Below are 21,130 nucleotides of genomic sequence, written 5' to 3' on the forward strand. Positions count from 1 at the left end.
CTCCGGCTCCGGGGCGGGGCCGGGGCGTGTTGACTGAAACTTTGGTCAACGGCACGATCGTGCCCATGTCCTCCACGCACCCTCCCGCGCTCGACGACCCCCGAGAGATCGGCGGCTACCGGATCCAGGCCCGGCTCGGCGCCGGCGGCATGGGCGTCGTCTACCTCGCCCACACCCCGGGCGGGCGGCCCATCGCGCTCAAGGCGGTGCGCGAGGACTTCGCCGCCGACCCCGAGTTCCGGCGGCGCTTCGCCCAGGAGGTCGCCGCCGCGAGCCGCATCCACGGTCTCTTCACCGCACAGGTGGTGGACCACGGGGCCGACGACCCCGTCCCCTGGCTCGCCACCGCCTACGTCCCGGGCCCCTCGCTCCAGCAGGTGGTCGAGCGCCACGGCCCGCTTCCCGTCCGTACGGTGCTGCTGCTCGTCGCCGGGATCGCGGAGGCCCTCCAGGCCATCCACCGCGCGGGCGTCGTCCACCGCGACCTCAAGCCGGCGAACGTCCTGATCGCCGAGGACGGCCCGCGCGTCATCGACTTCGGCATCGCGCGGGCGGCCGACGCCACCGGGCTCACCGGCACCGGCCTGGCCATCGGCACCGCCGCCTACATGGCACCCGAGCAGGCCCTCGGCCTCGCGGTGACGCCCGCGACCGACGTCTTCGCGCTCGGCGCGCTCGCCGCCTACGTGGCCGGGGGAGCGCTGCCGTTCGGCGCCGGGCCCGAGTCGGCCGCGCTGTACCGCGTGGTCCACGAGCCGGCCGACCTCTCCCGCGTCCCCGTCGAGCTGCACCCCCTCCTGGAACGCTGCCTCGCCAAGCGGCCCGAGGAGCGCCCCGCCCCGGCCGAACTGATCGCCGCCGCCCACGCCCACCCGGCCGTCGGCCCCGCCCCGGAGTTCACCGAGGGCTGGCTGCCGGGCGCGGTGCGACGGGAACTTCCGGCCTCCCTCGGTACGCCGACGCCGCCGCCGTCGATCCACGACCGGCCCACCTACGCCGCCGCGGCCGTTCCCGTGCCCACGCAGCGAGTGCCGGAGCCCCGCCCCGGGGACGACCGCTCCGTCGGCGGACCCCCGGTGCGCCGTGGGCGTCGCCGACGCGGGCGTACGGCCCTGATCGCGGGCGTCGCGGCCGTCACCGTGCTCGCGGCGGGCGGGGTCGTGTACTACCTCGACGGAACCGGGACGGCGTCGGGCTCCTCGTACACGCCGGGATACGCCGACGTCGAGCTGACCGCCCCCGACGACACGTACGAGTTCGACCTCGGCACCGGGAAGGTGGTCCCCGCCGAGACCGCCGACTGGTACCTGGCCCGCGAGAAGGGCGCGTTCGTGCTGCCCGAGGAGGCGGACGCCTTCGTCGCCTCCGGATACGTGCTGAGCCCCCGGGACTGCGAGCGGGGCATCGAGACGGAACCCGTCACGAGCCTGCCCCTCGACGACCTCGCCGACGAGCGGCCCTTCTGCGTCCGCAGCCCCGACGGCCGGAGGCTCGTCATCGCGCGGCTCGTCGAAGGGGCGCCGGGCGGGGGCCCGGTCACGGTGGCCCTGAGCCAGTACCGGAAGGACGGCTGAGCGGAGGGACGGCCGGGGCGGCGCTGCCGATCACTCCGCCCGTCGCTCCGGATAGGGTTCTGACATGGCGTCTCGTAGTACTCAGATCCTGGAAGCGGCCGCCCGGGTGATCGCCCGGCGCGGGGTCCGCGGGCTCCGCGTGGAGGAACTGGCCGCCGAGGCAGGGGTCTCCACCGGCCTGATCTACTACCACTTCAAGGACCGCACCGGAATCCTGCGCCACACGCTGGAGTTCATCAACGACCGCGCCGAGCGGTACACCACCGAGCGGGACCCCGACGCCGAGCCGCTCGGCCCGCGCGAGGAGCTCGACCAGGTCCTCCTCCTGGAACTCCAGGACACGCCGGAGGTACGGGAGAACAGCTCGGCCTGGGGCGAGCTGCGGGCGAGCGCCGTCTTCGACCCCGTCCTGCGGGAGGACCTCGCCCGCGCGACCCTGGTGTGGGTGCAGGAGGTGGCCGGGCTCCTGGGCCAGGTGCAGCCCATGGCGCCCGCGGCCACGCTCGCCGCCGCGGCGGAGCGGCTCACCGCCCTCCTCGAAGGCCTGAGCATGCGCTGGCTGAGCGGCGGCCTCACCATCGACCACGCGCGCACCCTCATGCAGGAGGCCGTCGAGGTGGAGCTGCACCGGCTGCGACAGCCCTGACGCCCGCCGCCCCCGCTTTCAGCCGACGTGGACGCGCGGCCGGAGCTCGCGGTCGGGTTCCGCCTCGCGCAGGATCTCGCGGGTGGTGGGGGCGACCTCGCCCCGGCCCAGGAGGAAGAAGCGGAAGAAGTTGGCGAAGGGGTTGCCCTCGGTCCACTCGAAGTAGATGTGCGGGCGGACGCCGGTGAGATCGCGGGAGTGCAGCAGCAGGGCCGCGAGGGCGTTGGGTACGGAGGAGCTCTCCACGGTCAGGACCCGGAAACGGTCGTGGAGGACCTCGCCCTTCACCGTCAGACCGGCCTCGAACTCGGAGGGGTCGGTGACCGTCACCTCGAGGAAGACGAAGTCCTCGGTGGTCGGCAGATCGTTGTCGGCGCGGATCTGCTCGATCTTGTCGCGGTACTCGGCGACGTCCCGGTTGTCCGGCTCGTTGGCGATGAAGCGGGGGGTGCGGCGGGAGATGTCCTGGATGAAGCGCTCGGCCATCTCGTCGAGGTCGATGTGGGTGACCCGGAGCTCGAAGGCGCGCCCGAGCCGGGACAGGAGCGAGATGAGGATGATGCCGGCGATGAAGCAGGCACCGATCTTCACGCCGTCGGGACGCTCGATGACGTTGACGACGGTCGTGTAGAGGAAGACGGCGGAGATGACGCCGAAGCCGATGGTCCAGCCCTTCTGCCCGGCCTTGCGCGCGGCGATGGTCACCGCGATGGCCGCCGAGGAGATCAGGACGAGGACACCGGTGGCGTACGCGCCGCCCTGGGCGTCGACGTCGGCGTCGAAGATCCAGGTGACGAGGAAGGCGACCAGGGTGAAGACGATGACCATCGGGCGCACGGCGCGGGCCCAGTGCGGGGCCATGCCGTACTTGGGCAGGTAGCGGGGCATCAGGTTGAGCAGACCCGCCATGGCCGAGGCGCCCGCGAACCAGAGGATCGCGATGGTGGAGACGTCGTAGACCGTGCCGAAGGTGTTGCCCAGGTACTCGTGGGCGAGGTAGGCGAGCGCGCGGCCGTTGGCGTTGCCGCCGGACTCGAACTCCTTCGCGGGGATGAGGACGGTGGTGATGAAGCTCGTGCAGATCAGGAAGACGCTCATGATCAGCGCGGCGGTGGTGAGGAGCTTCTTCGTGTCGCGGATGCGGCCGGTGGGCTTCTCCTCGGTGTCGCCCGGGTCGCCCTGGACGTGGGGCATGACGGCGACGCCGGTCTCGAAGCCGGACAGGCCGAGCGCGAGCTTGGGGAAGACGAGCAGGGCGACGCCGACCATGGCGAAGACGTTGCCGTGCTCGGCGGTCAGGGCGGTGGTCCAGTCGGTGACGACGTGGCCTTCGGTGATCACGTGCCACAGGCCGTTGACCACGACCACGGCGTTCAGGGCGAGGTAGACGCCGACGAGGAAGACGGCGACGCCGATGGCCTCCAGGAAGCCCTTGAGGAACACCGCGCCGAGCAGGGCGACCAGCGCGAGCGTGATGAGCATCTGCTTGTCGTGCAGCGCCGATTCCAGATGCGGGTTCTCGACGAGGTGGGTGGAGGCGTCGGCCGCCGACAGGGTGATCGTGATCAGGAAGTCGGTGGCGGCGAAGCCGAGCAGGGTGAGGACGAAGAGCTTGCCCTGCCAGAAGGAGAGCAGCCGCGACAGCATCGCGATCGAGCCCTCGCCGCGCGGGCTCTCCTCCGCCACCCGCCGGTAGACCGGCAGCGCGCCCGCCAGGGTGACGATCACGAGCACGATCGTGGCGACGGGGGAGAGGAGCCCGGCGGCCAGGGCGGCGATGCCGGGCTGGTAGCCGAGGGTGGAGAAGTAGTCGACACCGGTCAGGCACATCACCCGCCACCAGCGCTGTCCCTGGTGCCCGGCGTCCGGGGCCGGTTCCTTGGGCCGGGAGGGCTTGCCCTTCCCCATGTCGGAGAGGCCCTCCAGCATCCACGCGCGCAATCGTCCGGAGCGGGCGTCATGAGTGGTGGCCATCGGGTGTCCCTGGGTGCTGGTAGGTATCGGCTTTCGGCCATCCGACGGACGGCCGGGCAAGCCTAAGCAGACGCCGAGCCGCCGATACGGGGTCACGCGTCAGGGAAGCGTCAAGATCCCCCTGTCGGACGTCATTCTCATCACACCGGGCCCGTCCGCCCGGCCCGTCCACCGGGCCCCGCCGGCCTCAGCGGCTGCCGAAGGCCTGCGTCCAGTAGGGGCCGCCGGAGGTGTGGAGACCGATGCCGATCTCCTTGAAACCGCAGTTCAGGATGTTCGCCCGGTGGCCGGGGCTGTTCATCCACGCGTCCATCACCTGCGCCGGGGTGGTCTGGCCCTTCGCGATGTTCTCGCCGTACGACGACCAGGCGTATCCGGCGGCCGTGATGCGCTCGCCGGGGCCGTCGCCGTCGGGGTTGGTGTGGTCGAAGAAGTCCCGCGCGGCCATGTCGTCGGAATGCCCCTGGGCGGCCTTGGTCAGCAGGGGCTGCTCGGTCAGCGGCCCGCAGCCCGCCTTGGCCCGTTCCTCGTTGACGAGACCGATCACCTGCTGGGCGGCGGAACCGGAACCGGAATCGGAACCGGAATTGGAAGCGGAACCGGATCCGGATCCGGATGTCGTCCGTGAGGCGGTGGGGGCGGGCGCGGGCGCGGTCGTGTGCGGCGCACGCGTCGGCCGGGGCGGTGCCGGCGGCGAGGTGCGGGAGGCGGCGGGCGTGGGGCGCGAGGGCTTGGGAGTCGCGCGGGGGGTCTTCGACGCCGAGGGGGAAGGGGCGGCCGAGGAGGAGGCGGTCACCGGGGGCGCGGTCGACCCGTGCGGGGTGGGCAGGCCGGCGTCGGCGGTCGAAGCGAGGGTCGTGCCCCTGCCCTCCGTACCCTCGTCGGAGCCGGTGACCAGGGTGAAGGCACCGCCGGTGACCGCCACCACGGCTATGCCCGCCGCGAGGACGGCGCGCCTGCGGCCACGCCGCTGCCGGCGCCGTCGGCGGACGGCGCGGGTGCTCCGGGCGCCGCGGCCCGCGGCCCCTCCACCGGGCCCGGCGCCGACTGCGGTGCCGGTGCCGATCCCGGTCCCGGCCCCGGACTCGGCTCCGGCTCCGGTCCCGAACTCGGCCCCGGCCCCGGACTCGGCTCCGGCCCCCGGCCCGGCACCGGTTCCGGACGCGCCTCCGGAACCGTGCCGCGGCGAGGCGAGCCCGGTGGTCGCGGCGGTGGTCTCGTACCCGGCCCGCTCGCGGACGCCCGCGAGGAGCAGTGCGGCCGGGGGCACCAGGAGCAGCCCGGCGAGCAGCCCCTCCGCCGGTACGAGCCCGCTCCACAGGCCGGCGCAGTGCGCGCACGCGCGCGCGTGCCGGGCCATGCGCTTGCGCCAGAGGGCGGACGGCCGGCCGTCCCAGGCGCCGGTCTCGTACCGCAGGGTGGGGCAGGGCGGGTTCTGCGACAGGGCCCGTACGACGACCCGCGCGGCCTCGAGGCGTTCCTTCATCCGCTGGACCCGCACCGCGGTGTGCTGCGGGGACAGCTGCAGGGCGGCGGCCACCTCGTGGCGGCTCAGCTCCCCGGCGCATTCCAGCCACCACAGGGACAACAGCTCCCGGTCCTCCGGCTCCATCCAGCGGGTCGCCTCGGCGGTCTCGCGCCGCTGGCCGGAAAGGTTCAGCCGGACCACGGCCAGCTCCACGAAATCGGCCCCCGGCTGGGGGATCCCGCGGGCGTCGTCGAGGTCGCCCGCGGGGTGGCCGGCCTGCTGCTGCCGGTGCCAGTGGCTGCGGACGCCGTTCATGGTGATGGCCACCAGCCAGGACCTGAAGCTGTCCGGGGAGCGCAGGTCGCCGAGCCCGGCGAGCGCCCGCAGCATCGTCTCCTGCACGACGTCGTCGACGTCGTGGTGACCGTTCATCGCCCGGCCCACGATGTTGTAGACGAGGGGCAGGTGGAGCGCGACGAGCCGGTCCCGCGCCCACGGGTCTCCGCTCTGTGCAGCCCTGACCAGTTCCGTACCGTGCTGTGCGCCCATGCTCCGAATCACCCTGCCTGTTCCCGCTGTCGTCGACGGCCAACACGTGGGAGATCGCGGGGCGGCGGTCCGATAACAGAAATCCGCGGAGGAGTTCCGAGAACCTCGGGCCTCCCGTACTCCCGTAGAGGAGGCCAGGGCACCGTCCGGGTCTTCGTGGCTTCTGCCAGTACGAGCTCGCGTCGTGATCCGGCAAGACTGCCAGGGCATGACGGATCACCAGGCACATGACCGAGCACTGGGGAGGACCGCGCGATGAGCGTGCAGCAGTACGACGAGATCGGTGAGGCGTTCGAGGGCTTCAAGTCCCTTCCGCTGACGCAGTACGGGGAGGTGCCCAGCTTCCTGGGCATGGTCGGCGACGTACGGGGGAAGTCGGTCCTCGACCTCGCCTCCGGCACCGGTTTCTACAGCAGGGAGTTCAAGCGGCGCGGCGCCTCCGAGGTGCTCGGCATCGACATCTCCGGCGAGATGGTCGCCGCGGCGCGGGCGTTCGAGGAGAGCGATCCGCTGGGCGTGCGCTACGAGGTGGGGGACGTGTCCGAACTGCGTACCCTCGAACAGCGCTTCGACATCGCGCTCGGGGTCCAGCTGCTCAACTACGCGCCGGACATCGCCGCCATGGAGCGCATGTGTCGCAACGTGCACCGGAGCCTGAAGCCCGGTGCCGAGTTCTTCGTGCTCGCGCAGAAGCCCGACTACCGCTTCGACGGGCCGTCGCTCGCCAAGTACGGCTTCCTCTGCGAGGCGACCGGCGAGGAGATCGAGACCGGACCGCGCGTCAGGATCACGGCGCTGCTCGACCCGCCGATCTCGTTCGTCGGCGCCTGCCCGCGCCGCGAGGTCTACGAGGACTCCCTGCGCGCGGCCGGCTTCGGCGACCTGACCTGGGTCCCGCTGGAGGTGTCCGAGGCCGGCGTCCGCGAGTTCGGCGCGGACTTCTGGGCGGACTGCCTCGCCAACCCGCCCTTCGAGCTGCTGCGCTGCCGCGCCTGACGGCCGGAGGCCCTCGAACGGCCCGGCCGGGATGCCCTCCCGCCCGGGCCCGTGCAGGCTGGTGCCCAGGACTGTGTTCGCGGTCGAAGCACCACGGAGGGGACATGATGGGCAGTACGGGCGGGACGGGCCCCGGCAGAGGTCGGGCCGCGCGGCTGCTCGCGCGTCTGGCCCTGCTGGCGGTGATCGGTTCGCTGGTCGTCCTCCTGCTCGCGCTGGGGGACGGCGGGCTCCTGGTGGTCGGGGCCGGGTTCCTCGGGCTGATCCTCTGCGCCGCCGGCGTCTGGTGGTTCGTGGCGCACCGCGGCGCGGTGCGCCTCCTCGGGGCGCTCCTCGCGGTCGCCGCACCCGTCGGCGTCCTGGTCCTCTTCTCGCACGAGGGCCTGTGGCTGACGGCGCTGATCCTGTGCCTGTGCTGGGGTGCGGCGCTGGCCTGCGCCCGGGCGGCGCTGCGCAGATCGCGTCCGCCGCGGTCGATGCGGGCGGTCCCGGCGGCCCCGCCGGAGCGACCGGTCCTGATCATGAACCCGAAGTCCGGCGGCGGGAAGGTCGCGCGGTTCGGTCTCGTCGAGCGGGCGGAGGCCCTCGGCGCCCGGGTGATCCTGCTCGACCCGTCGGCCCCGGCCGATGTCGCCGAGCTGGCCCGCGGGGCCGTGGCCGAGGGCGCGGACCTGCTCGGCGTGGCGGGCGGCGACGGCACCCAGGCCCTGGTGGCCGAGGTCGCCGCCGAGCACGACCTGCCGTTCCTGGTGATCTCGGCCGGCACCCGCAACCACTTCGCGATGGACCTGGGCCTCGACCGCACCGACCCCTCCCGCTGCCTCGACGCGCTGACCGACGGCGAGGAGCTCCGGATCGACCTCGGCGACGTCGCCGGGCGGCCCTTCGTCAACACCGTCTCCTTCGGGGTGTACGCCGATGTCGTCCAGCGGCCCGAGTACCGCGACGACAAGGCCGGCACGGCGCTCACCCTCATGCCGGACCTGCTGCTCGGGGAAGGCGTGCGGCGGCTCGACGCGCGGGTCGACGGCACGCCGGTCTCCGCCCAGCAGGCCCTGCTCGTCAGCAACAACCCGTACGTCTCGCCCGACGAGCTCAGCGGCGGCGGCCGCCGGCCCAGCCTCGACGACGGCGAGCTCGGCGTGCTCGGGATCCGGGTGGAGGACGCGGCACAGGCCGCCGACCTGGCCGTACGGGGCTCGCAGTCCACGAGCCTCACCGTCCTGACCGCCCACCGCGTCGAGGTGACCGCCGATACGGACGAGATCCCGGTGGCGGTCGACGGCGAGGCACTGCGCATGCCCGTCCCGGTCGTCTGCACCCTGCGCCCGCGCGCCCTGCGTGTCCTGGTCCCGCGCGACCGCCCGGGCGTCCCCGCCCCCGTGCCGCCGGTGCGGTGGCGGCAGGTCTTCGACCTGGCGTTCGGCCGCGGGGAACGGCCCACGGGGGAGTCGCACTAGCGGACCCCCGGACCCCCGGACCCCCGGTCCCGGAGCCCGGCGATCGGGGCCCGGCGATCGGGGCCCGGCGATCGGGGCCCGGCGATCGGCGGCGGGCCCATGGGACCGTCGATCACCCCCCCCGTACAACAACACCGCCCACCGCGGCCGGGAGCGCGTCACGCGTGGGGGAGGGGCCGCTGGTTCCAGCCCGCGACCACCGGCAGCCCGTGCTCCGTCGACAGCCTTCCGACCGTCGCCGTCGTCAGCAGGAACAACCGCCCCTCGGACGCCGGCAGGCCCAGGTACCGGGCGGTGAGGACCCGCAGCAGATGCGCGTGCGCGACCAGCACCCCGTCCTCCCCGGAGCCGGCGCCCGAGAGGAGGGGCGCGACGCGGGCCAGGACCCGGTCGGCCCGCCGCCCCACGTCCTCGGCGGACTCACCCGGCCGCCCGTCGGGGTGCGGAGGCACGCCGTCGCGCCACAGCGACCAGTCCGGCCGGGTCTCGTGGATGCGGGCCGTGGTGAGCCCCTCGTACCTGCCGTAGTCCCACTCGCACAGGTCCTCGTCCGTCTCGGCGCCCCGCAGACCGGCCAGCTCGGCCGTGCGCCGGGCCCGCCGCAACGGACTGGTGAGCACGAAGGAGAACGTGCGGCCCGCGAAGAACGGCGCGAGCGTCCGCGCCTGTGCCTCGCCCTCCGGCGTGAGCGGCAGATCGGTACGACCGGTGTGCCGCCCGGCGGCGCTCCACTCCGTCTCACCGTGGCGGATCAGGAGGAGGTCACCCATGGCCCGCGGCTCCTTCCTCTCCGGCCGGTTCTCCGCCATGAGTACCACAGGGGGCAGGGCGCTCCTAGCCCGACAGGGCGGACGTGAGCCGGGCCGTCGCCTGCTGGGCGGCCGCGGTGTCCTTGTGGTCGGCCGCGTCGCGCAGGGCGCGCACCGAGGCGGCGATCCGGTCGGCCCGGGCGGGGTCCGCGTCGTGCTTGACGCGGTCCCAGGTGAGTTCGAGGCCGGTCACGTCACCGGCGACCGAGCCCGCGTCCCGGGCGGCGGCGTCCAGGGCCGACTGGCGCGCCCACAGCGCCATCCGGGAGGCCTCGACGGTCGCGACCGGGTCGTAGCGCAGGTGCAGGTCGGTGTCGTTCTGGGCGACCCGGAGCACCGCGCCGCGGACGAGCGCGGCATCGCGTGCCTTGACGGCCGCGGTGAGCGAGTCCAGGTCCCGGTCCATCTGCTTGACGAGCAGCTGGGGCACGCGGTCGGCGTCCCGGTACGCGTCCCAGGCGGCGCGCACCTTCGCCACGCTCGCCTCGGTCGCCCCGGTGTGCGCCGCGCGGACCGCCGCCGAGAGGGCCGCGAGCTCGGCGGGCACGGGGCCGGGGGTGGCGTCCGTCGGTACGGCCAGCTCGACCGCCTCCAGGTCGCCGCCGGGCTCGTCGATGATGAACTCGCCGTACCCGGGGGCGACGATCTTTGTCTCGCGCCCGCCGTCCATGTGGATCTCGGTCGTGGTCATCGCACCCTTGACCGGTCCGTACGGCCCGGCGACCGTCTGCCCGACGGCCTTCACGGTGACCTCCTCGAAGACCACTCCCGGGCTGTTCTCCGGCCGGTACACGTCACCGACCTTCGGATGCGCGGGCATGATCATCGCGGCCGGCCCCGACTTCCCGGCCCGCCAGGTGCCGCCGGTGTCCGCGACCACCCCGTCCTCGTAGTTGAAGACGTCCTCGCCGAGGTACCAGACCGATCCGTCGTCGGCCTGCGCGAACCAGTCGAACGCGACCTCGCTGACCCGGCCGTCGGAGAAGGACACGAACTGGAGCGTGCGGGCCCGGACCTGCTCGCCGTTCACGGTGATGGTCTTGATGTCGGGCAGCAGCGTGAGCTCGGTACGGAAGGGCTTGCCGTCGACCTGACCGCCGTAGATCACCTGCTGGAGCTTCGAGCTGGAGTGGAGCGGGTTGGTGACGTCGAGCGGCCGGCTGAACACGGGCGTGCCCCGGTCGACCCGGTCCTGCTCCGGGGCGAGCGGCAGGCAGCCTTCGGTCTTCTTGCCGGATTCGGTGTCCACGATCCGTACGCAGTCGGTGCGCGGCGAGGGGATCCCGCTCGCGGCCCGGCCGCCGACGGCACTCGCGCTGCAGGCGCCGGTCGCGAGGGCCGCGGCCAGGGCCGCGCTCACCGCGGCCGCCAGATGTCTGTTCCTCATGGCTGCCTCCTCTGCCGTGCCACCGACGTGCCGTGTCACCGACGTGCCGTGCCACCGACGTGCCGTGGCATCGACGCTGCCACCCGGGGCCTGAAGGGAGCCTGAACGGAGCTGAACCGCTTTTCAGGACCGGCGGGCCACCGGGTCCGCCGGGAGCACCACCTCGAAGCGGGCGCCGCCGAGGCGACCGTCGGTCACCGTCGCCGTACCGCCGTGCGCCGCGACCAGTTCGGCGACGATGGCGAGCCCGAGACCACTGCCGGCGGCGTCGCCCGCATCGCCCGCGCCGCTCCTGTCGGCCGCCGAGCGGGACCTCGCCTCGTCGAGGCGCACGAACCGTTCGAAGACCCGCTCGCGGTCGGCCGGCGGCACGCCGGGCCCGTCGTCCTCCACGCCCAGGACCACCCGGCCGTCCGGCTGCTCGGTGAGGTCGAAGGCGACCTCGGAGCGCGCGTACCGGGCCGCGTTCTCGCCCAGGTTGCGCACCACCCTGCCCAGGTCCCGCGGGTCCGCGTTCCGCCGTGCCGCCGACACCCCGGCCGTACCGATCCGCAGCCCGGGCGCCGCCCCCCGCAGCCGGCGCGCCTCGTCCAGGACCAGGTCGTCGAGGTCCACCGGTCGCAGCCGGGGGCGCAGCGCGTCCTCGTCGGCGCGGGCGAGCAGCAGCAGGTCGTCGACCAGCCGCTGCATCCGCAGGTCTTCGGCGAGGACCGTCCTGGCCAGGCGTTCGCCCGGCAGCCGGTCGGGGTGGGCGAGGGCGACCTCGGCGTGCTGGCGGATGGACGCCACCGGGGAACGCAGCTCGTGCGAGGCGTCGGAGATGAACCGGCGCTGGGCGCTCTGCGCCCGTTCGAGCCGGTCCAGCATGCGGTTCATCGTGGCGGCGAGCCGTGCGATCTCGTCGCGGCCCGGCGGAAGCGGCACCCTGCGGTGCAGCTCCGCCGCCGAGATCGCCTCCACCTCCGACCTGATGGCCGACACGGGCGCCAGCGCCCGCCCGACCGCCATCCAGGTCGCGCCGGCCACCACGAGCATCAGCAGCGGCAGCCCCACGAACAGCAGCCGGGTGACGATCCGGGTCGACTCGACGACCGCGATCACCGTCCGCCCCACCAGTACAGTCCGCTGCCCGCCCGGCCCTTCGGCGGCCACCGCCACCACCAGGAACCGGTCCTCGTCGAGGGGGGTGGTGAGGGTGGCCTCGGAGCCCCCTCGCAGATCGGCCACGGCGGGCAGGTTCTTGACGTTCGGGCTGCCCGCGACCACGTCCCCCCGGGCGTCCAGGACCTGGACGAACTCCTCGTCCGGCTCGCTCACGGCCAGCGAGGGCACCCCGCGCCCCGACTCGATGACGGCCGCCACCTGCTCGGCCCGGGCCCGCGCGGCCTGCCGTACGTCGTCGGTCAGCTCGGCCCGCATGAGCGCGACCAGGGCCACCGCCCCCGCGGCCACGCCCACCGCCACGACGAGGACGGCCGCCACGGTCGACCGGAACCGTACGCCCATGGCCCGCTACCCCCCGTCGGGGGCCAGGCGGTAGCCGCAGCCCCGTACGGTCTCGATGGACGCGCGGCCGAAGGGCCGGTCCAGCTTGTTCCGGAGGTGCCGGACGTAGACCTCGACGATGTTCGGGTCGCCCTCGAAGGCGTCGTCCCAGACGTGCGCGAGGATCTCGCGCTTGGACACGGTCTCGCCGCGGCGGCGCAGCAGGAACTCCAGGAGGGCCAGCTCACGGGCGGTGAGACCGACCCGTACCCCGCCCCGTGACACCTCCTTGGCGGCCGGGTCGAGCCGCAGGTCGCCGGCGGTGAGGGCGGCGGGCCGCTCGCGCGGTTCGCGGCGCAGCAGCGCACGCAGCCGGGCCAGCAGCACGGCGTACGAGAAGGGCTTCGTCAGGTAGTCGTCGGCGCCGGTGTCGAGTCCCTCGACCTCGTCCCACTCGCCCTCCTTGGCGGTGAGCATGAGGATCGGGGTCCAGTTCCCCTCGGCGCGCAGGGCGGCGCAGACCCGGTAGCCGTTCAGGCCGGGGAGCATGATGTCGAGGACGATCGCGTCGTACGCGTGCTCGCGCGCCCGCCACAGGCCGTCCGTGCCGTCCAGGGCGACGTCGACGGCGAAGCCCTCCGCCTCCAGGCCGTTGCGGAGCCCCTCGGCGAAGCGCTCCTCGTCGTCCACGATCAGAACCCGCATGTCCCGATTGTGACCCGCGTCACCTGAACCGGGGCTGAAGGGCGCGCGGGACGGGACGGCCCCGGCGGGGTGCGCCGGGGCCCGCGCCGTACGTACTACGGCAGGTCCGGGAGCAGCCGCCTGTGGGCGGGCTCCGCCGGCGGGGTGGTGCCGTACACGTCGGGGCTGATCCGGTAACCGCGCTTGTCCTGCTTCAGGACCTCCTTGTCGACGGCCGCGAGCTCCTTGGGGGTGAGCCGGGTGAACTCGGTCAGCGCCAGGGTCTCCGGGTTCGCCTCGCCCACGGGCTCCACCTTGATGTTGCCGACGTGGGGCGCGTACGACTTCAGCTGGTGGCCGCCCTCGGGGTCGAGCGGTGCGAACTCGTCCGTCACGAGGACGTTGTCGAAGCAGCCGGCGGGGACGCAGACGCTCTGGCCGGTCCGGGCCACCGTGGCGCAGTCCAGGAAGTCGATCTCGGGCGCCAGGCCCTCGGTGTAGGTGGGGGAGCCCACCCGCGGCCGGGCGAGCATGGCGATGCCCGCCTTGGCGCCCTGCACGCCGGAGATCCAGGTGTCGGGCGCGCCGACGAGCTTGCCGTTCTCGTAGATCTCCGGGTACTCCCCGAGGCGCCAGACCGCTCCGCGCCAGTCCTGGGCGAAGAACGCCAGCTCCGACTCCTGGACCTGCTTGCCGTTGAGGTCCTGATCGAACACCACCACGGTGCGTACGCCGTCGATGACCTTCGTCAGGTCGGTCACCGTCGTCACCACGGTGTGGTCCTCGCCGGCGACGTCACCGGTGAGGACCAGCCGGGTGCCGGGCTTCAGCGGGAGGAACGTGTTGGTCACCCTCGGGCGGGCGGGGAAGCGGTACGGGCGGAGGGCGGGCGGATTTCCGCAGTTGCCCTGCGCACTCGGGCCGCTCACCGGAACGGGGGAGGGCGCCTGGGGCGTGCCGGTGGCCTCCGCGCCGGGGGCCAGCAGCAGCGCGGCGACGATCGGGCTCAGCAGGGCAGCGCTCGTGCGGAAGACAGGGGGCATTCAGCTTGATCCTCTCGGTGGAGCCTGGGTGGGGCTCCACCGAGAGGCGGCGGCCCCGTCCGCCGCCCGCCTCAGTGCGTGGCGACCGCCTCATGCTGCGGCCGGTGGCGTCTGAAGCCCTTGGCGAAACGCAGGTACAAGGACGGCACGACGAGCAAATTCAGCAGGGTGGACGTAACCAGACCGCCGACGATGACCACGGCGAGCGGGTACTCGATCTCGTGGCCCGGCCGGTTGCCGAGGAAGACCAGGGGCAGCACCGCGAGTCCGGTCGCCAGCGAGGTCATCAGGATGGGGGACAGCCGTTCCCGCGCACCGCGCAGCACCAGGGCGGGCCCGAACTCCATGCCCTCGTGCTCCTCCAGGTGCTGGCAGTGGTTGATCAGCAGGATGCCGTTGCGTGCGGCGATGCCGAGCACCGTGAAGAAGCCGACCAGGGAACCCAGCGTGATGTTCCCGCCGGCGATCCAGACCGCGAAGACACCGCCGACCAGGGCCATGGGCAGGGTGAGGAAGGACAGCAGCGCCAGCCGCCAGCTACGGAAGGAGATCTGGAGCAGTACGAAGATCGCCAGGGCCGCGAAGATCGCGCTGTAGAACAGGACCCGCTGGGCGGCCTGTCGTTCCGCGTGCTCCCCGAGCAGCTCCGTGTGGTAGCCGCGGGGGAAGTCCGTGGAGGCGATCGCCTGTTCGACGTCCGAGACGACGGCGCTGAGGTCGCGTCCGGAGACGGAGGCGTTCACGTCGAGGTGCCGCGAACCGTTCTCGCGCGCGATCAGATTCGGCTGGGGCTCGACGGCCACCCGGGCGACGTCGGCGAGCCGTACCGTGGTGCCGGAGGGGGTGTCGATCGGGAGCTGGCCGATGGCGGCCAGGCTGTTGCGGGTCTCGGGGGTGCTCCACACCACCGTGTCGTAGGCCCTGCCGTCGCGGAAGATGTCCCCGACCTCCTCGCCGGCCACGAGGGTGGACGCGGCGCGGCGCACGTCACCGGGCTTCAGTTCGTACTTCGCCGCCTTGCCGACGTCGACCGTCACCTGGATCTGCGGGACCTCGACCTGCAGGTCGGCGTGGACGTCGGCGGTGCCGGAGATCTTGGTGATCTTCTCCTGGAGTTCCAGGCCCTTCTGGCGCAGCACCTTCTGGTCCTGGCCGTAGAGGCGGACGACGATCGGGTACTTGGAGCCGGTGAGCACCTCGTCGACGCGCTCGTTGAGGTACGTCTGGACGTCCTGTTCCATGCCGGCGTAGCGCGCCACGGTCTCCTTGATCTGCTTGAGGGTCTTGTCGTAGTCGGCCTTGTGATCGATGCCGATCCAGCCCTCGCCGAAGTTGACCCCGGCGATCTCGTCGCCCAGGAACGCCTGCCCGATGTGGGCCCCGAAGACGTTGCGCACTCCGGGGATGGCCCGTATCTCCCGGCTCACCTGGGAGACCATGCGCTCCTCTTCCTGTACGGACGTGCCGGGCGTGGTGATGAAGTGCACCAGGAAGTCCCGCTCCTTGAAGGAGGGCAGCAGGGACTGGCTGAGCTGGGGCACCAGGAGGGCCGCGACGAGAACGAGCACGCCGGACACCAGGTAGGCGTGCACCGGCCGCTTGATGATGCGCCGGAGCCCGGCCGTGTAGCCGGTCTGCAGCCAGCGCAGCAGCGGCGACTGCCGGCGTTCGACCTTGGCTTTGCGCAGCATGATCAGGCACAGGGCGGGGGTCACCGTCAGGGCCACGACCATCGAGGCGATGATGGCGAACGTGTACGAGACGGCGAGCGTCCGGAAGAACGAGCCCGCCACTCCCTGGAGCAGGAACACCGGCACCGTGGCCACGACGATGATGATCGTCGCGTAGACGATCGGGCTCCGGACCTCCAGGGAGGCGTTCAGGATGACCTTCGCCACCGACGTGTCACCGCCGGATCTCCGGTGCTCGCGCAGGCGTCTGAGGATGTTCTCGACGTCGATGATCGCGTCGTCCACGACGGCGCCCAGGGCGATCACGAGTCCGGCGAGGGCCATCGTGTTGATGGTGTCCCCGCGCCAGTGGAGCACGAGGACGGCCGCCATGAGGGACAGCGGGATCGTCAGCAGGCTGATCAGCGCGACGCGCCACTCGTAGAGGAAGGCCGCGAGGACCACGACGACCAGCAGGAAGCCGAGCACCAGGGCCTGGGTCAGATTGTCGATCGCGGTGTGGATGAAGTCCTGCTGCTGGAAGATGGTCGTGTCGAACGTGACGCCGGGCAGGCCGGGTTCGAGGGATTCGATGGCCTTCTCGACGTTCTTGGTGATCTCCGGGGTGTCGCCCCAGGGCAGCTTCTCGACGATCAGCAGCAGGCCGGGGTCGCTGCCGACGACGGCGTCGCCGCCGAGCGGCTGGGGGGCCTCCTTCACCAGGGCCACGTCACCGAGCCGGACCGTGCGGCTGTCCGCCGAGTGCACCGGCACCTGGGCGAGGTCGACGGGCGTCACGACCGGCAGGACGTGCCGGATGCCGAGGCGCTGCTTGGCGGTCTCGATCCAGCCGCCGTGACCGATGACCGAACCGGTGGTGAACTTGAGCAGACCGGAGTCGACCGACTCGCCGGTGGCCTCCATGACGTCGTCGAGACTGACCTTGTGGGCCTGCATCTTGAGCGGGTCCACCTGTACGGTCATCATCTTCAGCCGCTCGCCGAAGATGCTCACGTTGGCGACGCCGGGCACCCGCAGCAGACGGGCCCTGACCTCCCAGTACGCCGTCATGGACATGTTCATCAGGGCTTTGTCGGAGTGGTCCTGCGACGACATCCCGATCTTCATGACACGGCTGGTCGCCGCGACGGGCGGCATGATCACCGGAGGGGCCGCCCAGGTCGGCAGGCTGGGAGACACCTGCGCCACCCGTTCCTGGACCTCCTGCCGTGCCTTGAAGATGTCGGTTCCCTCGTGGAAGATCAGCTGGATCGACGAGAGCTGCGCGACGGACTCGGAGCGCAGGTCGTCGAGTTTGTCGAGCCCGTTGAGGGACTGTTCGAGGGGAACGGTGACCAGGGACTCCACGTCGGCCGTGGACAGGCCGAGGCAGGTCGTCTGGATCTCGACCCGCGGCGGCGCGAACTCGGGGAAGACGTCCACCCGCTGCTGGGGCAGTGACGTGATGCCGACGACCATCATCACCGCGGCCGCGGCGACCACGAGGTAGCGGAAGCGCAGGCTGGAGCGGACGATCCAGCGCATCAGAGTGCTGCGTTCCTCGGTCATTCGTGCTCGCCGTCCGTCTCGTACTCGATGCCGAGCAGTTCGGCGGCTCCGACCGTCACCACGTGGGTGCCCGCCGCGATGCCGGACTTCACGACCGCGTACTTCTCACCGAACTGCCCCAGCTGGACGGGGGTCCGGATGTACACGAAGGGCTTCGGGTTGGTGAAGGCGAAGGTCTTGCCTTCCTGGTCGTAGACGACGGCCTTCAGCGGGATGAGCGTCCGCGGCGGTCCCGTGCCGTCCAGCGGCGCCTGCCGCAGCGGCTCCGTCGTGATGTGGATCCGCTGGACCGTGTCCTCGGCCAGGGTCAGGTGGGGGATCTTTCCTTCCGGGACCTTCTCGATCTCCGCGGGCGGCTGTTCGGAGTGTTCGACGGCCGAGGCCGAGGAGTCGTTCGAGCCGGAGCACGCCGACAGGCTCGCTCCACCGGCGATCAGCAGCCCCGCGGCCGACAGGCCGGCGACCCACCGGCGCCTGGTGTGACGCCGGCCGGGCCTGTTGTGAGGCGCTTCTCGCCGTTCCGTCCTGCCATCGTCCGGAGCCGATGCGCCCGGGGCTGCCGGGGACGGGGCCTGGCCGGCCGTCGCCGGAGCCGGTTCCGGGCCGGCGGGACGCCGCCTCACTCCGCCGGGGGCGGGGTAGAAGCGGATGTAGAGGGCGGGCACGATGAACAGCGTGACGAGGGTCGAGGTGACCAGTCCGCCGAGCACGACGACGGCCAGCGGGTGCAGCACCTCCATGCCCTCGACGGTTCCGAGGAACACCGCGGGCAGCACCGCGATCGCCGTGGCCAGCGCGGTCAGCAGGACCGGGCCGACCCGGTCGCGCGTGGCGTCGACGATGCGCTGCGGGTCGACGGTCCCGTCCTCGCGCGGCTCGGCCTCCTGGTAGCCGCGGACGAGCAGCACCAGGTTGCGTACGGCGATGCCCACCACGAGCAGGAAGCCGCCGAGCGCGCCGATCGACATCACGCCGTCGACGGCGAACGCGGTCAGCACGCCGCCCACGCCGGCCAGCGGCAGGGCGATCAGGACGAGCGTCGCCGCACGCCAGCTGCCGAAGACCGCCTGCAGGAGGAGGAAGGTGCCGAGCAGCGCGGCGACCACGAGCCCCGCGACGCGCAGATCCTTGCTCTGCTGGTGCGCGACGTCGCTCTGCACCTCGGCGTGGTACTCGTACGGCATCGGCATGGCCTGGACGCGGTTCCTGACGTCCTTGAGCACGGAGTCCAGATCACGCCCGTTGACGTCGGCGACGACGTCGAGGCTGCGCGAGGTGGCGTCGTGCTCGATGACGGTCGGGTACGGAGTGACACGGACGGTGGCGACTTCGCCGAGGCGCACGTGGTCGCCGTTCGGCGTGTCGATCAGAAGGTTCCGGACGTTCTGCGGAGCGGAGCGCGTCGAGGGCGAACCCCACACCACGACGTCGAAGACCTTCTGCTCCTCGTAGAGGCTGCCCACCGGCAGGCCCGAGAAGTAGGTGGCGGCCGTGCGGCGGACGTCACCCGGCTTGATCCCGTGGTTCCGGGCCGCCGCGAGGTCGACCTTGACCTCGAGGGTCGGCTCCTCGACCACGTCCGGGACCTGCGGCCGGACGACTCCGGGCACCTGCGCGAGGGCCTTGCTCACCTGCTCGGCCTGCTGCCGCAGCACACCCAGGTCGTTGCCGTAGACGCGGACGACGACCGGCGCCTCGTCACCGTTCTCGGCCCGGATCGCGTTCAGCCGTGCCTGCGGATACGTCAGCACTTCGCTGTCGAGACCGGCCTGGTCGTTCATGGTGCGGCCGATCGCGGCGACGGTCGCGTCGTAGTCGGCCGAGCTCCTGAGGTTGACCCAGAACTCGCCGGAGTTGACGTTGACGACCTGGTCGGACTCCCTGGCGCGGCCCACGTGGGCTCCCACGCTCTCGACGCCCGGCAGGGCGCGCAGGTCGTCGACGGCCGCCCGGCCGAGGCGGTCCATCTCCGGCAGCGACGTACCGGGCGCCGCCTCCACCTGGATCAGCAGCGCACGCTGGTGCGGGGCCGGGATGGGGGACGCGCCGTCGAGCTGCGGCCACACCGCGAAGCCCGCGCCGGCCAGCACCGCGGCCGCGACCAGCGCCCGGCCCGGCCGGAGCAGGGTCTTCGGGCCGATCCGGTCGAAGCCGCGGTGGAGCCGGTCGAGCACCGGGTTGCGGCGGTGCCCGAGCCTGGTGTGCGCGAGCAGCATGGCGGTGAGGACGGGCGTGAGGGTCAGGGCGACGACGGTGGAGGCGACCACCGCGAGTACGTAGGACAGGGCCAGCGGCCGGGCGAACGCTCCGCCCACCCCGCTCAGGAAGACGATGGGCACCACGGCGAGGAGAAGGATCAGCGTCGCGAAGAAGGCGGGCCTGCGCACCGCCGCCGTGGCGTCGACCACGACGTCGGCCACCGATCGGCGTTCGTCGGATTTCCGATCCTCTCGCCGGAACTGGTTCCGGATGCGGTCGAATCCGATCACGATGTCGTCGATGACGGCGCCGAGGGCGATGGCGAGCCCGGCCAGGACCATCATGTTGAAGGTCGAGCCGCGCAGATAGAGCACCCACAGGGCGGCGATCTCCGCCATCGTGATCGAGACGAGGCTGATCAGGGCGACGCGCCAGGACAGGAAGTACAGGCCGAGCAGCACCGAGACGGCGGGCACGGCGACGAGCGCCCACAGGCCCACGTTGTCGAGCGCGGTGTCGACGAAGGACGCCGGCCGGTACACATGGGTGTCGATGGTGATGCCGGACAGTCCGGGCTGGAGTTCCGTCAGCGCCTCTTCGACGGCGTGGGTGACCTCACGGGTGTTGGCGTCGGGGAACTTCTCGATCACCAGCATGATCCCGGGGCCGTTGCTCAGCAGCACATCGCCGATGAGGGGCTGGTGGCCCTCCACCACGGTGGCCACGTCACCGATGCGCAGCCGCTTGGCGGCGGTGTCCTCCAGGGCCACGGACGCCAGGTCCTGGGCCTTGGTGATGGGCAGCACGTGCTGGATCGCCAGTCGCTGGCTGGGAGTGTCGATGAACCCGCCGGTGCCCGGCGTCGAGGCCTCCACGAAGGTCAGCGGCGACACCCACAGCGCGTTGCCCGTCGTGCGGACCACCTGGTCAAGCGAGACGCCCCGGCTGCGCAGCTGCTCCGGGTCGACCTGGACCTGCAGCTGCCGGTCCTGCTCACCCCAGATGACCACGTTCGCCACGCCGGGAATGCCCATCAGACGCGGCTTGATGTTCCACCGCGCGAGGACGGACATGTCGATGCGGGAGACGTCCTTCGAGGACAGCCCGATCATCATCGCCCGGCTCGTCGAGGAGAGCGGCTGGATCATGACCGGCTGCTTGCCCACCTGGGGCAGACCGGCGACCTGGATCAGACGTTCCTGGACGGCCTGCCGGGCCTTCTGCTCGTTCGTGCCCGGCTCGAAGACCAGGTCGACAGAGGACAGTCCGGGGGCCGACTCGGACGTGATCTCGTCGAGCCACGCCACGCCGTTCAGCAGGTCCTGCTCCATCGGGACGGTGATGAGCTGCTCGACCTCGGCCGCCGACAGGCCCGGTGCCTCGGTCTGGATCTGCACCTGCGTCGGGCCGAACTCCGGGAAGACGTCTGCCGACGCCGCCCGTGGGAGCTGTATGAATCCCAGGGCCATCACGGCCGCTGCCACACCGAGGATCAGGTTCCGGAACGTAAGACTGAGAGAAAGGATTTTGTGGACCACGGCAGGGTCCTGCCTTCCAGAGCGACTGCGCGCTCCACCGCCCCGCCCTCGGGCCCTTTCCAGTGGCCTGGCGAGAGCG

13 protein-coding genes are annotated in these 21,130 nt (G+C 72.2%); 4 read left to right on the top strand and 9 right to left on the bottom strand.

Features of this window, described 5'->3' with window-relative positions:
* Positions 1–65: 65 nt before the first annotated feature.
* Both SVTN_RS41175 and SVTN_RS29965 read left to right on the top strand, forming a co-directional pair.
* On the top strand, positions 66–1,574 hold the full coding sequence (locus tag SVTN_RS41175; RefSeq protein ID WP_052499371.1) for a serine/threonine-protein kinase: 1,509 nt from the start codon (positions 66–68) through the stop codon (positions 1,572–1,574).
* Positions 1,575–1,638: 64 nt separating this feature from the next.
* Positions 1,639–2,220 carry a TetR/AcrR family transcriptional regulator gene (locus tag SVTN_RS29965; RefSeq protein WP_041131900.1) on the top strand — a complete coding sequence of 194 codons (582 nt, stop codon included), beginning with the start codon at positions 1,639–1,641 and terminating at the stop codon, positions 2,218–2,220.
* Between the two features lie 18 nt (positions 2,221–2,238).
* Here SVTN_RS29965 and SVTN_RS29970 read toward each other — a convergent pair whose 3' ends face one another.
* Both SVTN_RS29970 and SVTN_RS29975 read right to left on the bottom strand, forming a co-directional pair.
* Positions 2,239–4,194 carry an APC family permease gene (locus tag SVTN_RS29970; RefSeq protein WP_041131901.1) on the bottom strand — a complete coding sequence of 652 codons (1,956 nt, stop codon included), beginning with the start codon at positions 4,192–4,194 and terminating at the stop codon, positions 2,239–2,241.
* Positions 4,195–4,381: 187 nt separating this feature from the next.
* Complete coding sequence (locus SVTN_RS29975; protein ID WP_041131902.1) at positions 4,382–6,211, bottom strand: sigma-70 family RNA polymerase sigma factor; 1,830 nt, start codon at positions 6,209–6,211, stop codon at positions 4,382–4,384.
* A gap of 255 nt (positions 6,212–6,466) precedes the next feature.
* Between SVTN_RS29975 and SVTN_RS29980 the strand changes: the two genes are divergently transcribed.
* Both SVTN_RS29980 and SVTN_RS29985 read left to right on the top strand, forming a co-directional pair.
* Complete coding sequence (locus tag SVTN_RS29980) at positions 6,467–7,207, top strand: class I SAM-dependent methyltransferase (protein ID WP_041131903.1); 741 nt, start codon at positions 6,467–6,469, stop codon at positions 7,205–7,207.
* Positions 7,208–7,311: 104 nt separating this feature from the next.
* A complete protein-coding gene (locus SVTN_RS29985; RefSeq protein ID WP_245727685.1) occupies positions 7,312–8,667 on the top strand; it encodes a diacylglycerol/lipid kinase family protein in 1,356 nt (451 codons plus the stop codon).
* A gap of 158 nt (positions 8,668–8,825) precedes the next feature.
* Here SVTN_RS29985 and SVTN_RS29990 read toward each other — a convergent pair whose 3' ends face one another.
* The 7 genes from SVTN_RS29990 to SVTN_RS30020 all read right to left on the bottom strand — a co-directional run bounded on the left by SVTN_RS29990 (position 8,826) and on the right by SVTN_RS30020 (position 20,997).
* Positions 8,826–9,437: a histidine phosphatase family protein gene (locus tag SVTN_RS29990; protein ID WP_041131904.1), complete on the bottom strand. Its 612-nt coding sequence runs from the start codon at positions 9,435–9,437 to the stop codon at positions 8,826–8,828.
* 64 nt (positions 9,438–9,501) lie between these two features.
* Positions 9,502–10,863 (bottom strand): hypothetical protein, encoded by a 1,362-nt coding sequence (locus SVTN_RS29995; RefSeq protein WP_052499372.1) that lies wholly within the window; start codon positions 10,861–10,863, stop codon positions 9,502–9,504.
* Positions 10,864–10,986: 123 nt separating this feature from the next.
* Complete coding sequence (locus SVTN_RS30000; RefSeq protein ID WP_041131905.1) at positions 10,987–12,369, bottom strand: sensor histidine kinase; 1,383 nt, start codon at positions 12,367–12,369, stop codon at positions 10,987–10,989.
* Positions 12,370–12,375: 6 nt separating this feature from the next.
* A complete protein-coding gene (locus tag SVTN_RS30005; protein WP_041131906.1) occupies positions 12,376–13,053 on the bottom strand; it encodes a response regulator transcription factor in 678 nt (225 codons plus the stop codon).
* A gap of 95 nt (positions 13,054–13,148) precedes the next feature.
* The gene (locus tag SVTN_RS30010; protein WP_107072772.1) at positions 13,149–14,075 is read right to left on the bottom strand and encodes a hypothetical protein; all 927 of its coding nucleotides are present in this window, start codon (positions 14,073–14,075) and stop codon (positions 13,149–13,151) included.
* 71 nt (positions 14,076–14,146) lie between these two features.
* Positions 14,147–17,314: an efflux RND transporter permease subunit gene (locus SVTN_RS30015; protein ID WP_218922687.1), complete on the bottom strand. Its 3,168-nt coding sequence runs from the start codon at positions 17,312–17,314 to the stop codon at positions 14,147–14,149.
* Positions 17,311–20,997 carry an efflux RND transporter permease subunit gene (locus SVTN_RS30020; protein ID WP_159026508.1) on the bottom strand — a complete coding sequence of 1,229 codons (3,687 nt, stop codon included), beginning with the start codon at positions 20,995–20,997 and terminating at the stop codon, positions 17,311–17,313. The genes SVTN_RS30015 and SVTN_RS30020 overlap by 4 nt, the downstream gene beginning before the upstream one ends.
* Positions 20,998–21,130 lie beyond the last annotated feature (133 nt).

The organism is Streptomyces vietnamensis, from assembly GCF_000830005.1.
GTDB lineage: Bacteria > Actinomycetota > Actinomycetes > Streptomycetales > Streptomycetaceae > Streptomyces > Streptomyces vietnamensis.

Coding starts and splice junctions, on each gene's coding strand:
- SVTN_RS41175 (WP_052499371.1), top strand. CDS start 66: ATGTCCTCCACGCACCCTCCCGCGCTCGACGACCCCCGAGAGATCGGC.
- SVTN_RS29965 (WP_041131900.1), top strand. CDS start 1,639: ATGGCGTCTCGTAGTACTCAGATCCTGGAAGCGGCCGCCCGGGTGATC.
- SVTN_RS29970 (WP_041131901.1), bottom strand. CDS start 4,194: ATGGCCACCACTCATGACGCCCGCTCCGGACGATTGCGCGCGTGGATG.
- SVTN_RS29975 (WP_041131902.1), bottom strand. CDS start 6,211: ATGGGCGCACAGCACGGTACGGAACTGGTCAGGGCTGCACAGAGCGGA.
- SVTN_RS29980 (WP_041131903.1), top strand. CDS start 6,467: ATGAGCGTGCAGCAGTACGACGAGATCGGTGAGGCGTTCGAGGGCTTC.
- SVTN_RS29985 (WP_245727685.1), top strand. CDS start 7,312: ATGATGGGCAGTACGGGCGGGACGGGCCCCGGCAGAGGTCGGGCCGCG.
- SVTN_RS29990 (WP_041131904.1), bottom strand. CDS start 9,437: ATGGGTGACCTCCTCCTGATCCGCCACGGTGAGACGGAGTGGAGCGCC.
- SVTN_RS29995 (WP_052499372.1), bottom strand. CDS start 10,863: ATGAGGAACAGACATCTGGCGGCCGCGGTGAGCGCGGCCCTGGCCGCG.
- SVTN_RS30000 (WP_041131905.1), bottom strand. CDS start 12,369: ATGGGCGTACGGTTCCGGTCGACCGTGGCGGCCGTCCTCGTCGTGGCG.
- SVTN_RS30005 (WP_041131906.1), bottom strand. CDS start 13,053: ATGCGGGTTCTGATCGTGGACGACGAGGAGCGCTTCGCCGAGGGGCTC.
- SVTN_RS30010 (WP_107072772.1), bottom strand. CDS start 14,075: ATGCCCCCTGTCTTCCGCACGAGCGCTGCCCTGCTGAGCCCGATCGTC.
- SVTN_RS30015 (WP_218922687.1), bottom strand. CDS start 17,314: ATGACCGAGGAACGCAGCACTCTGATGCGCTGGATCGTCCGCTCCAGC.